We start from the raw sequence: 12,263 nt of genomic DNA, 5'->3' as shown, positions 1-12,263 counted from the left end.
GCCGTCGCTAGATACGTTCGAGGAAACCCGGCCAGGAGGGTGTGCATGAGTTACGAGTTCCGGCCGGGTCGTGGCTGACGTCTCACTGGAGCCTCGGTGGCTCGAGGGAACGGTGCGCGAGGCGTGTGACCGACACTCGACGGCCGCTGCCTGTTCGTCGATTGCCGAATACTACCTCGTACATTCGTTGTATATGCTCACTATTATAAATGTATCGGGAGAGCGACTGGGCTTCGTCGCGTCAATCGTTCGGTCTCCTCGTTAGCTCTGAGACGGTGGCTTCGGCCGACGGTGACGAGCTGTGGTCCGGAGGCGCTGATGGCAACCGGCCGGAACGCTGCCGCCGGGCGTGGGTGGCCGCTGAGCGTGGGAGGTCCTCTGGCGTGGGTTATCTCCGGTATCGCCACTGTGTCTGGTTGCGTAGCTTCCACAGAATAGAGCGACTCGAGTCGGTGCTGGCCCGACGTGGCTTAGGCCTCGTCGAAGACTTCCTCACCCTCGCACATGTGCTCCTCGACGGCGTCGAGGTCGAGCGTCAGGCCGAGACCGGGCTTCTCGGGCACCTTCATGCGGCCGTCGACGATGAGGTCGTCCTCTTCGACCAGGTCCTCCCACCAGCCGAGCTGGTAGCTGTGGTACTCGACGGCGAGCGAGTTGGGGATGGCGCAGGCAGCCTGTGCGGAGGCCATCGTCCCGATGGGCGAGGCGACGTTGTGCATCGCGACGGGGACGTAGTAGAGGTCCGCGAGGTTGGCGATCTTGACCGTCTCGCGGATCCCGCCGACGCGCGGGAGGTCGGGGGCGATGATGTCGACCGCCTGGTTCTCGAGTAAGCGGCGCTGGCCGTGGGTCCGGTAGACGTTCTCACCGGTCGCGATGGGCGTCACCGTCGACTGGGTGACCTCGCGCTGGACGTCGTGGTTCTCCGGCGGGACGGGGTCCTCGAGCCACCAGACGTCGTACTCCTCGAGTTCGCGGGCCAGGCGCTTCGCCGAGCCTGCGGAAAAGGACCAGTGGCAGTCGAAGGCGACGTCCGCGCGGTCGCCGACGCGCTCGGTGACCTGCTTGACGATCTCGACTTTGTGGTCGATCTCGGGACCGCGGAGGTGGCGGTTCGCGCGGTCTTTCTCGTGGCCCGAGGGGACGTCCAGGTCGAACTTGATGGCGTCGTAGCCGAGTTCTTCGACGACGCGCTCGCCTTCGTCGGCGCAGGCGACGGGGTTGGCCTCGTCTTCGGTGTGGAGGTCACAGTAGATGCGCACGTCGTCGCGGTACTTCCCACCTACCAGCTGGTAGGCCGGAATCTCGAGCAGTTTGCCCGCGATGTCGTGGAGGGCGATTTCGATACCGGAGATCGCAGAGATGGTCTTCCCGGAGATAGAGCCTTCACCGGACATCTTCTGGATCAGGTGCTCGTAGAGGCGGTCGATGTCGAGTGGGTTCTCGCCGATGATAAACGGCGCCATGCGCTCGATGATCGCGGTGTCGCCACCGCCCCAGTAACACTCGCCGTCGCCGACGATGCCCGCGTCGGTGTAGACGCGGACGAGGATCCACGGGTAGTTCCCGTCGACCATCGTCGTCTGGACGTCGGTGATCTCGACGTTGCGCGGCCCACGGTCGTCGGTGAGGTCCATCGACTCGGCCGAGAGGTCGCGCATCGTGTATTCCGCGTTCGGGTCGTGCAGTGTCCGGTAGTTCGGCATACGCACGCACGTTACCCGCGGGAGTATTTTACGTTTGGCATGTCCGTTTCCCCATCGGTGTCTCCTTCGGCGCCTCTCGAGCGATTCCATACTTTTATCTCACAGACGGCCGTGCTCTCGCCCGTTCATGGCATTCCTCGACGACGACTACCTCCTCGAGACGCCCGCCGCTCGCGAGCTGTACGACGCCATCGCCGACGTGCCCATCGTCGACCCCCACAGCCACGCCGACGTCGAAGAGATCGTCGACAACGAGGGCTGGAGCGACATCTGGGAGATCGAAGGCTCGACCGACCACTACGTCTGGGTCCTGATGCGCGGCCAGGGCATCGAGGAGCGGCTGATCACCGGCGACGCGCCGAACCGCGAGAAGTGGAACGCCCTCGCCGAGGTGTTCCCCCGCTTCGTCGGCAATCCGACCTACGAGTGGGTTCACCTCGATCTGAAACGGCGCTTCGGCATCGACCAACGCCTCTCGAGTGAGACCGCAGACGAGATCTGGGAGGAGACGCAGGCCCAGCTCGCCCAGCCCGAGGCACGTCCGCAGGCGCTGCTCTCGGCGATGGGCGTCGAGGTCGTCTGCAGTACGGACGATCCGACCGCCTCGCTCGAGTACCACGCGAGAGCGCGCGAGGAGGTCGACGGTGTCGACGTGCTGCCGACCTGGCGTGTCGACCGGGCGCTGACGGTGGGCACCGACGACTGGTTCGCGTTCGTCGAGGAACTCGAAACGGCGACCGGCGTCGCGACCGACGACCTCGACGGCTTTTTCGAGGCGCTGCGCGCCAGCCACGACCACTTCGCCGACCACGGCTGCGTCGCGACCGACGTCGGCATCACCGAACCGGTCTCCCGGCCCGTCTCGGCGGACCGCGCCCGGAAGCTGTACCGGCGAGCGCTCGAGTCTGCGTCGGCTGGCGACGGGCTTGACGACGCGGAGGCGAGCGACCTGAGCGCGTCCATCCTCGAGTACGTGGGCGAGTTGAACGCCGAGACGGGCTGGACGACCCAGTTTCACGTCGGCGCGGTTCGCAACTACCGCGAGTCGGTCTACGACCAGCTCGGGCCCGCCTCCGGGGTCGACATCTCGACGCCGGCGGTCGAGTTCGTCGACACGCTGCGGTACTTCCTCAACCGCTTCGACGGCGATTTCGAGACCGTCCTCTACTGCCTGGATCCGACCTACTACCCGACTGTCGCGACGATGGCTCGCGTCTTCCCGTCGGTCCACGTCGGCCCGGCCTGGTGGTTCAACGACAGCCCCCACGGGATGGAGTCGCAGTTCGAGTACGTCGGGACGGTCGACACCCTCTGGAACCACGCCGGGATGGTCAGCGACTCGCGGAAACTGCTCTCGTACGGCTCGCGCTTCGAACTGTTCCGGCGCTCGCTCGCCAACGCCGTCGGCCGGGGAGTCGACCGCGGCCAGCTACCGATGGCCGAAGCACAGCGGCTCGTCTCACACCTCGCCTACGACCGGCCGGTGGAACTCTACGGGTTCTGAACTGGCGACGGTCGCGCGAAAAATGGGGGCGTGCGGTCCTCGGACGGCGGAGAGCCGGCTGTGGCTCAGTAGCCGTCGTAGACGGTCTTCTCGATGGTGTAGAAGTCGAGTCCCGCGTCACCCTGCTCTCGCCAGGTCTCGCTCGAGGACTGTTTGAAGCCGCCGAACGGGACGTGGAGTTCGAGACCGGTGGTCTTCGCGTTGACCTTCACGACGCCAGCTTCCGACTCGTGGAGGAAGCGCTGGGCCTCCTCGTGGTCGTTCGTGACGACGCTGGCCGAGAGTCCGTAGTCGATGTCGTTGGCTGCGGCGAGTCCCTCGTCGAAGTCCTCGACTTCGATGACGGAGAGGACGGGACCGAAGACTTCCTCCTGAGCGATGCGGAAGTCGTTTTCGACATCGGAGAAGACGGTCGGCTCGACGAAGTAGCCCTCGCCGTAGCGCTCGCCCTCGAGTCGGTTCCCGCCGGTTGCGAGCGTCGCGCCCTCGCGCTCGGCGACCTCGATGTACTCGAGGGTGCCCTCGAGTTCACTCTCCGAGACCTGTGGTCCCATGTCGTACTCGTCGCCGGGACCGACCTCGATCGCTTCGGCGCGGGCGACGACGGCGTCGACGAACTCCTCGTAGAGGTCGGTGTGGACGATGGCGCGTGAGCAGGCGGTACAGGCCTGGCCGGTGACGCCGAAGGCACCGGCGGCGACGATGTCGGCGGCCTCCTCGACGTCCGCAGAGGCGGCGACGACGGTCGGGTTCTTCCCGCCGAGTTCGGTCTGGACGCGCTTGCCGCCGTCGGTCGCGGCGTCGTAGACCATGTGGCCGACCTGGCCGGAGCCGGTGAAGGAGACGGCGTCGACCTCGTCGTGGGTGACGAAGGCGTCACCGACGCTGCTGCCGGGACCGGTGACGACGTTCGCGACGCCGTCGGGGAGTCCGGCCTCGTCGAGCGCGGCGAAGATCTCGAGGGCGACGCCGGGGGCGACCGACGCCGGGTTGAGCACGAGCGTGGTGCCGCTGGCGAGCGCGGGGGCGATCTTCCACGCCGGGATCGCGATCGGGTAGTTCCAGGGGGTGATGAGCGCGGCGACGCCTACCGGCTGGTTGACGGTGTAGAGCGTCGTGTTCTCGCCGCTGGCGGATTTGACGACGCCGCCGAGGTCGCGGGTCTTCTCGGCGTAGTAGTAGAAGATGTCGATCGTTCGCTGGACCTCGCCGCCCGCCTCGGCGTGGGTCTTGCCCTCCTCGCGGGTCAGGTGGTTCGTGAGTTCCTCCTTGCGCGACTCGAGGTTCTGTGCTGCGCCGCGGAGGATCGCCCCGCGCTGGGGGGCGGGCGTCGTCGCCCACTCGTCGGCCGCGGCGGCGGCCGCCTCGACGGCCCGCTCGGCGTCCTCGACGCCGGACTGCTGGTAGGTCGCGACGCTCTCTCCGGGTGCGGCCGGGTCGGCCGTCTCGAACGTGTCGCCGGTTTCCGCGTCGGTCCACTCTCCGTTGACGTAGTTCTGGTAACGTTCGGTCACAGGTGAGACGTGGACGTGCAGGTATACGATTCTTGTGATTCTCCCAGGAATTGTCCCTCGATCGAGACCGGTGTCACACGGACCCGGTGGACTCGTAGCGGTCTCGAGCCGACGAGTGGACCGGTCTCGACACCCGTTCTGTGAGAGTGAACGGTGCGGGGGCTGGCCGGCCACCGGAACTCTCGACCGACCGAGAGCCACCGGTTTCCGGGGCCTGGTGTGCTCGAGCTGTCGCCGGAACCGAATTCGTTCTCGCTTCCAGCCGTTCATTTCTCAGATGGTGAGCGCCGTTCTCTCTCGGTGAACCACGCCGCTACAGGCTGCGGAGCATGCCCTTCAGGTAGCCGACGGTGTAGGCGCGTCCGCGGTGTTTCCAGTCGCCGTCGCCCTCGAGCCGTGGGACGTGGTCGGGGATCATGACGCCGGAGAAGCCGGCGTCGTCGAGTGCGCGAACGATCTCGAACTCGTCGTAGTTTCCCTCGTCGATGAATGTCTCGGTGAACGACGGGAGCGTCCCCTCGACGTCGCGGAAGTGGACGTAGACGAGTTCGTCGCGCTCGCCGAAGTACTCGATCACCTCGAAGAGGTCCTCGCCCATCTCGGACCAGGTGCCGAGACAGAACTCGAGACCGTGATTGTCGCTCTCGACGAGGTCCATCGCCCGCTTGAAGTTCTCGAAGTCCCGGAACAGGAAGGGCATGCCGCCGATCCGATCGACCGGTGGGTCGTTCGGGTGGAGCGCGAGCGTGACGCCCGCCTCCTCGGCGACCGGTAACACCGCCTCGAGGAAGTACTCGTAGTTCGCCCAGAGTTCCTCGTCGGTGTACTCGCGGCCGTGGCTCAGCGGGGCGTTCTCGACTTCCCAGGCGTCGAAGCCGGTCGAAATCGCGTCTCCCCGGACGCGTCTCGAGGTGGTCGTCCGCCAGACGCCACTGGGCGACCAGTGATAGCCGAGCACCGGAATGCCCGCCCGCCCGATGTTCCTGATGGTGGTTTTGACACACTCGAGTTGCTCGTCGCGCCCCTCGCGTCCGAGCATCACGTCGTCGTAGAAACTGATAGGGAGGTTCTCGATGGCGGCGAGTCTGAGTCCGGCGTCCTCGACGCGCGTGCGTAACTGGACGAGTTCCTGGAAGTCCCACTCGGCGTCGCCGGTGAGTGGCACCTCGTTGTCCGCGAGCAACGGCGTCTCGTACATGTTGAGGATGACGTCCTCGACGCCGAGCTGTTCGATAAATCGCAGGCGTTCCCTCGTCGGCTGCATGAACTGGCCGAGACCGACGCGCATCGGCAGGTCTTCGAACCCGTCGGTGTGCGCCGCTGTCTCGGTCGACTGCTCCGTCATGTATCGCGAGAAATCGTGCGCGCCCGTTATAAGCGTACTGTCCGCGGAGTCAGCCGCCTTTCTGGACGCTAGATCGCGCTGTCGCTGTAGGCGCCGTCGATGGTGATCTCTTCGCCGGTCGTGAACGAGGAGGCGTCACTCGCGAGGTAGATCGCTGCACCGGCGATCTCTTCGGGTTCGGCGACCCGGCCCATCGGCGTCCGCTCGTCGATGGCGGTGCGAACGTCCGTCCCTTCGTCGAAGGCGTCGCCCGCCAGCGGCGTGATGACGAAGCCGGGCGAGATGGCGTTGACCCGAACCTCGGGTGCGAGGTCCGCAGCGGCCGCTCGAGTCAGCCCGTTGACGCCGCTTTTCGCCGCGCAGTAGGCGGGGCGCGCCTCGCGCGCCTGATCGGCGGACATCGAGGCGATGTTGATGATGCTCCCGCCGTCCATCTCGCGGCCGAAGACGCGACAGGCGCGGAAGACGCCGGTGAGGTTGATGTCGATGTCCCGCGCCCACTGCTCGTCGGTCATCTCGGTGACCGGGGCGCGGGCGACAGAGCCGGCCGAGTTGACGAGGATGTCGACCCCGCCGAGTGCGTCCGCTGCCTCCGTCCAGAGGGTTTCGACGGAGTCGGTCTCGCTCACGTCGCAGGTGACCGCCCGTGTCTTCGCGCCGAGTTCCTCGAGCCTCGCGGCGGCCGTCTCGACGCGCTCCTGGTCGCGGCTGGTGGCGACGACGTCGGCCCCGTCTTCGGCGAACGCGCGGGCGATGGCCCAGCCGATGCCGCTGGTGCCGCCGATAACGACTGCGCGTTTTCCCTCGACCGTAACCTGCGTACTCGGGGTCTGGCTCATACGCCCGCTGGTTCTCGAGGTCCGGGCAAAACTCTTGCGAAGCCGGTGGTCTCCGTGTTGCGAACCCGCTCGAACCGGCCGCCTCACTGGTGTCGTAGCCGGACGCTGATGACGTTCTTCGATCTGGTGAGGTGTTCCAGAAGCTCCGACTCGACCCACTCGTGCTCGAAGCGGTGTTTCGGTCCCGAGACGGAGATGGCACCGATCACCGACTCCTCGTCGAGAATCGGGACGGCCACCGAGCGGATGCCGTCCCAGCGCTCTTCGTCCTCGAGGGCGTAGCCACGCTCGCGGGTCGTCTCGAGTTCGTCGAACAGCGCCGCTTCGGTGTCGATCGTCCGGTGGGTCCGTGAGGGGAGTCCGTGGCGGTCGACGATTTCGGTGACTGCCTCTCGCGGGAACTCGGAGAGAATCGCCTTGCCGAGTGCGGTCCAGTGCATGTGCGTGTACTCGCCGATCGGTGGGTTGTCGTAGACGGCCTCCGCGCCTTCCGTTTTGTAGAGCAGAACGCGTTTGCCGTTCTCCGGCACGCCGAGAGCGGACACCTCGTTGGTGACCTCGGCGAGTGTATCGACCTCCGAGCGTGCGAGGTGGTACAGTTCGGACCGTTGGCGAACGTGGCCGCCGTGCTCGAGAAAGCGGAAGCTGAGTTCGTACCGGCCGCTCTCGCCGACGACGTAGCCGAGGTCGGCGAGCGTCTTCAGGTAGATGTGGGCCGTACTCGTGGGGATATCCCGTTCCTCCGCGAGTTCTGAAACCGTGAGCGCCCCCTCCTCGTGCAGGCACTCGACGATATCGAATCCGCGCTCGAGCGACTTGATCCGTTGACCTGTCCGCTCCTGGTTCGACGTACTCATACGTCCCTTCAATCGTCCACGACTATTGAATGTACGTCCCGCGGTCCCCGGCACCACCGTCCAACGATATTGGACGGTCTGTTGGAGTGAACGGCGACCTACCACTCCCGTCGTCGTTCTCGTCCCCGATCAGCGTAACGTCGCTCGTGCAGTCTCGAGAGGCGGTGAAATGCCGGCCGAAGTAGTCACAATCTCTGATAGTAACGCTGAATGGCTACCGCGAAATTCGTGCGTGGCTCTTGCACACACGTTATTGCTATCCGATAGGTGTGGGGCAGGCGTACCGGAACGATATGCCGGTATTTCCGGCTGTGGCCCGATTACACCCGTAGGAGTGTAATTGCGATGGTTGTCAATGAATGTTCGAACTGTGATATGAACGTCTGGATGGATGGAGACGGCGGCGACCTAACTGACGTGAAAATTCTTCTAAGTATCTTGGAAATACGTCCTCTCACACCGGGCTGGCGAGTTTCTCGAGCCACTGTGGTGCGTCTGTTCACGATGAGTGATGGGGATGCTCTGGTGTGGTGGGATCTGGCGTGTCGTCCCGACCGGGGGCCGTTCCCGTTCGTCGCCTCCCAGCCACGATTGCTCGTTGCCACAGTTATTTACCGTTCAGGGACACACCCCTCGCATACGATGGTGCAGGCTACGACAGCAGACACAGCACTGGATATCGACGACGTAACGATCGCGTACATCGGCGGCGGCAGTCGCCAGTGGGCACCGAACCTGATTCAGGACCTCGCACAGTCGCCGATCAGCGGCCAGGTTCGCCTCTACGACGCCTCCCACGAGAGCGCCGCCCAGAACGCCCGGTTCGGCAACTGGGTCCAGGAGCGAGACGGTGCCGTCGCCGACTGGTCCTACGAGGCGACCGATTCGCTCGAGGTGGCGCTCACCGGTGCGGACGTGGTCATCATCTCGACGCAGTACGACCCGGCCGAGACCTTCGTCCACGACCTCGACATTCCACTCGAGTACGGCATCTACGGCGCGGTCGCGGCGACGATCGGACCCGGTGGGATCTTCCGGGCGATGCGGACGATTCCCCTCTACAGGGAGTTCGCCGCCGCGATTCGGGAGTACTGTCCCGACGCCTGGGTGTTCAACTACACGAACCCCGTCCACTTCGTGACGCGCGCGCTCTACGACGAGTTCCCCGAGATCAACGTCCTCGGACTCTGCCACGAGGTCCTCGGGACGCGCCACCGCCTCGCGCGCTACGCTCGAGAGTACCTCGAGTTAGACGCCGAACGCGCCGACATCTCGGTCAACGTCAAGGGGATCAACCACTTCACCTGGGTCGACGAGGCGCGCTGTCGGGGTGTCGACCTCATGCCCCTGATCGACGACCTCGCAGCGACCGACGTCGCCCACCAGGAGTTCACCTGGGACGACCTCGAGGGCGAGAGCGTCTTCGACGACAACTGGCAGGTGACGTGGGAACTCTACCGGCGGTTCGGCGTGTTGCCCGCCGCTGGTGACCGCCACCTCATCGAGTACGCCACCTGGTTCATGCAGGGCGGCAAGGAGGGACTCAACCGCTGGGGTGTCCAGCGAACCGGCAGCGACTACCGGGCGAAACACTGGACACCGGCCGAGTCGAAGCAGACGACCGACGTCGAGGCGTGGCTCTCCGGTGAGAAGGCGTTCGAACTCACCGAATCCAACGAGACGTTCGTCGACATCCTGCTCGCGCTCGTCGGCGAGACGACCTACGTGACGAACGTCAACCTCCCGAACGTCGGCCAGTGTGACGACCTCCAGCGCGACGCCGTCGTCGAGACGAACGCCATCGTCACCGCCAACGAGGTGAAACCGCTCGCTGCTGGCGGCTTCCCCCGCCCGGTCAGGAGCGTCATCCGCGGCCACATCGACACCATCGAGACGGTCGTCGAGGCCTCCCGCGACGGCGACGTCGACCACGCCTTCCAGGGCTTCCTCGTCGACCAGCAGGTTCGGACGCTCCAGACCGAGGACGCCCGCGACCTGTTCGCCGAACTGGCCGCCGCCGAGGCGGACTACCTCGAGGACTGGGATCTCGAGGGGAGCGCCGTTCTCACCGAGTCCGACGCCTACCGACCCGAGTAACGCGACTCCGGCCGACGGCTCGCCCGCTCGTTTTCACGCACGCTGCTCGAGGAGCGACCGCTGAGGGGTCGTGACCGACGTGAGCGTGAGGGCTGGATGAGGGAGCGTGTCGCCTCGAGCGGTGCGTGTGGCGGCGCTCTCGAGGCGCTAGCTCGGTGGTATTCGAATCAGAGAGGCCGAAAATCGTGACCGGGGGTTCAGTGCGTGTCGTCGTCGACGGACTTCGCGTGGCGGGCCCTGATCCGGGGGTTGCTGATCCGGTCGAGCGACTGGGCGAGTAAGATCAGCCCCATCGAGAGGGAGATGATGAAGATCATCGGTGCGAGGATGAAGTGGAAGTGGCCCATGGTGTACAGCGAACCCGCGGCCTCGGCGTTGTTGAGCACCACACCCCAGTTCTGGGAGCTAATCGGGAGGAACCCGAGGTAGTAGAGCGCCACGGAGGCGAAGATGATCCCGCGGGCGTGGTTGGCGAGGTTGATGAGGATGTACGGCCAGATGTTCGGCAGGATGTCCTTGACGATGATCGGTGCGGTACCGACGCCCATCGCGCGGGAAGCCTCGACGTACTCGTGACTGCGGACTTTGAGCACTTCAGAACGGATCGACCGCCCGAGTCCACCCCAGGCGGCGACGGAGAGCACCAGTCCGACCATCGCCGGGTGGCGCGGTTCGACGATGGCGGCGATGACGATGATGAGCGGCAGCCCCGGAATCGAGATGACGATGTCACAGATCGTCATCAGGATGCGGTCGGTGTTGCCGCCGCGGAAACCCGCGAGCGTCCCGACGGAGACGCCGAGGACGACGGTCGCGATGGCACCGGCGATGATCATGATCATCACCGGCGTGGTCCCGTTGATCATCAGCGAGAGGAGGTCGACCCCGGTGTTGGTCGTTCCGAGCGGGTGCGCGAGGTTGCCGTCCATCGGTGAGACCCAGGTGTCGAACGTCGCGGTCGGGCTGTGGGTGTAGCGCGGCCCGATGAACCCGATTACGAAGAAGGCGAGGATGATGACCATGCCGGAGAACCCACGCCAGTCGCTGAGGATGATCTTCAGTGGCGCGTATACCGACCGGTCGAACTTCCGGTAGAGGACGTCTTTCCGGTCGACCTCTACCGACGTCTCCTCGCCGAGGAACTCGCGCTGGGCCGTGCCGCCGTCGGCGCGCTTCTCGCCGCCCGTTCGTCCGGTGAGCCGGTCGAAATACCGCTTGACCTGCGTTCTGAACGGCACGCCGGTCGAACTGCCGTACACCTGGAGGTTGTCACCTTCGGCCTTCGCACGTGGGTCGATACGGCTGTAGGTGACGTCCGCGATGATCATCGCGACCACGACGGTGAGACAGATGACCATGAAGCCGCCGACCATCAGCGGGTAGTCGCGGTTGTTGACACCGTCGAACATGTACCAGCCCATCCCGCGGTAGTTGAAGATGTCCTCTAAGATGATCGAGCCGCCGATCATGAAGCCGATCGTCAGCAGGAGACCGGTGTACAGCGGCAACAGGGCGTTTCGCATGACGTACCGGAGCGCGATGCGCGTCGGCGGCAGCCCACGGAGGCGAGCGACCCGGATGTGATCGGCACCGAGGACGCTGATGGAGTTGCCGCGCATACTGAGCGACGCTGCGGCACCGGTGACGATGAGCGAGATGATCGGCAACGCCGCGTGGTGTAACGCGCCCAGGATGAATTCGGGGTTGAGTCCAACGGTGGCTCTGCCGGGGTAGCGAGCGCCGGTCGGGAACCAGCCGAGCTGGTAGGCGAAGACGAACGACAGCAAGAGTGCGGCGACGTAGTACGGCGTCGAACTCTCGATGACGGCCACGGCGGTCATCGCCGTGTCGAAGCGCGAGCCCTCGTAGTAGGCCATGATCGCGCCCAGACAGATGCTGGTGACGAACGTGATCACCATCGCGATAGACATGTAGAAGATCGTCCAGGGAACCGCTTCGGCGAGAATCTGGTTCACCGGCGCGTTCTGCGACATCGAGTAGCCCAGATCACCGGTCATCACCGCCGACATATAGTCGATGTACTGGATGTACAACGGATCGTCGGGGTGGATGTTCAAATTGAGTTCGACGATACGACGGGCGGTGTCGGGGTCACCTCCATACTGCTCGATCATCTGTGCAACCATCGCGTCGAACGGGTTCCCCGGCATTAGCCGGACCAGGAAGAACGTCAGATGGAACACGACGATGACCGTCAGTACTGCTTGCCCCAGTCGCTTGATGAGCCAGTTGGTCATGCTTTATTATCCTACTGAAGTTCTACTCGCCGTCCATAATAAGATTTCTGTTTCTCTGGATTCTATTCGATCGGCGAAATTTCCGTCTTCCGACCGAATATCCGCGATTCAGTCCGCAACTCTTCCGGAACGATGTTGGTTCC

General features: G+C 64.9%; 8 protein-coding genes. 2 read left to right on the top strand and 6 right to left on the bottom strand.

Annotation, left to right across the window (positions count from 1 at the left end; translation table 11 throughout):
* Positions 1-470: 470 nt before the first annotated feature.
* Positions 471-1,706: a mandelate racemase/muconate lactonizing enzyme family protein gene (locus N0B15_RS10760; protein ID WP_263019707.1), complete on the bottom strand. Its 1,236-nt coding sequence runs from the start codon at positions 1,704-1,706 to the stop codon at positions 471-473.
* A gap of 127 nt (positions 1,707-1,833) precedes the next feature.
* On the opposite strand from N0B15_RS10760, the gene uxaC reads away from it, so the two are divergent.
* Entirely contained in the window at positions 1,834-3,210 is a 1,377-nt protein-coding gene (gene uxaC, locus N0B15_RS10755; protein ID WP_263019706.1) for a glucuronate isomerase, read from the top strand.
* Positions 3,211-3,275: 65 nt separating this feature from the next.
* Here uxaC and xacF read toward each other — a convergent pair whose 3' ends face one another.
* The 4 genes from xacF to N0B15_RS10735 all read right to left on the bottom strand — a co-directional run bounded on the left by xacF (position 3,276) and on the right by N0B15_RS10735 (position 7,765).
* Positions 3,276-4,724, bottom strand: a complete 1,449-nt coding sequence (gene xacF, locus N0B15_RS10750; protein WP_263019705.1) for a 2,5-dioxovalerate dehydrogenase — start codon at positions 4,722-4,724, stop codon at positions 3,276-3,278.
* A 313-nt stretch (positions 4,725-5,037) separates the two neighbouring features.
* A complete protein-coding gene (locus tag N0B15_RS10745) occupies positions 5,038-6,069 on the bottom strand; it encodes a mannonate dehydratase (protein WP_263019704.1) in 1,032 nt (343 codons plus the stop codon).
* Between the two features lie 68 nt (positions 6,070-6,137).
* Positions 6,138-6,908 carry an SDR family NAD(P)-dependent oxidoreductase gene (locus tag N0B15_RS10740; RefSeq protein ID WP_263019703.1) on the bottom strand — a complete coding sequence of 257 codons (771 nt, stop codon included), beginning with the start codon at positions 6,906-6,908 and terminating at the stop codon, positions 6,138-6,140.
* 83 nt (positions 6,909-6,991) lie between these two features.
* Complete coding sequence (locus tag N0B15_RS10735; RefSeq protein ID WP_263019702.1) at positions 6,992-7,765, bottom strand: IclR family transcriptional regulator; 774 nt, start codon at positions 7,763-7,765, stop codon at positions 6,992-6,994.
* A gap of 642 nt (positions 7,766-8,407) precedes the next feature.
* On the opposite strand from N0B15_RS10735, the gene N0B15_RS10730 reads away from it, so the two are divergent.
* Entirely contained in the window at positions 8,408-9,862 is a 1,455-nt protein-coding gene (locus tag N0B15_RS10730) for a family 4 glycosyl hydrolase (RefSeq protein WP_263019701.1), read from the top strand.
* A gap of 197 nt (positions 9,863-10,059) precedes the next feature.
* Here the strand turns inward: N0B15_RS10730 and N0B15_RS18255 are convergent, their stop codons facing one another.
* Positions 10,060-12,120 carry an ABC transporter permease subunit gene (locus tag N0B15_RS18255; protein ID WP_317618599.1) on the bottom strand — a complete coding sequence of 687 codons (2,061 nt, stop codon included), beginning with the start codon at positions 12,118-12,120 and terminating at the stop codon, positions 10,060-10,062.
* Positions 12,121-12,263 lie beyond the last annotated feature (143 nt).

It is taken from the genome of Natronobiforma cellulositropha (assembly GCF_025629245.1).
GTDB lineage: Archaea > Halobacteriota > Halobacteria > Halobacteriales > Natrialbaceae > Natronobiforma > Natronobiforma cellulositropha.
This window is presented reverse-complemented; position numbering and strand designations above follow the sequence as displayed.

Excerpts from the sequence above, each read along its gene's own strand:
- N0B15_RS10760 (WP_263019707.1), bottom strand. The coding sequence starts at position 1,706 with ATGCCGAACTACCGGACACTGCACGACCCGAACGCGGAATACACGATG.
- uxaC (WP_263019706.1), top strand. The coding sequence starts at position 1,834 with ATGGCATTCCTCGACGACGACTACCTCCTCGAGACGCCCGCCGCTCGC.
- N0B15_RS10745 (WP_263019704.1), bottom strand. The coding sequence starts at position 6,069 with ATGACGGAGCAGTCGACCGAGACAGCGGCGCACACCGACGGGTTCGAA.
- N0B15_RS10740 (WP_263019703.1), bottom strand. The coding sequence starts at position 6,908 with ATGAGCCAGACCCCGAGTACGCAGGTTACGGTCGAGGGAAAACGCGCA.
- N0B15_RS10735 (WP_263019702.1), bottom strand. The coding sequence starts at position 7,765 with ATGAGTACGTCGAACCAGGAGCGGACAGGTCAACGGATCAAGTCGCTC.
- N0B15_RS10730 (WP_263019701.1), top strand. The coding sequence starts at position 8,408 with ATGGTGCAGGCTACGACAGCAGACACAGCACTGGATATCGACGACGTA.
- N0B15_RS18255 (WP_317618599.1), bottom strand. The coding sequence starts at position 12,120 with ATGACCAACTGGCTCATCAAGCGACTGGGGCAAGCAGTACTGACGGTC.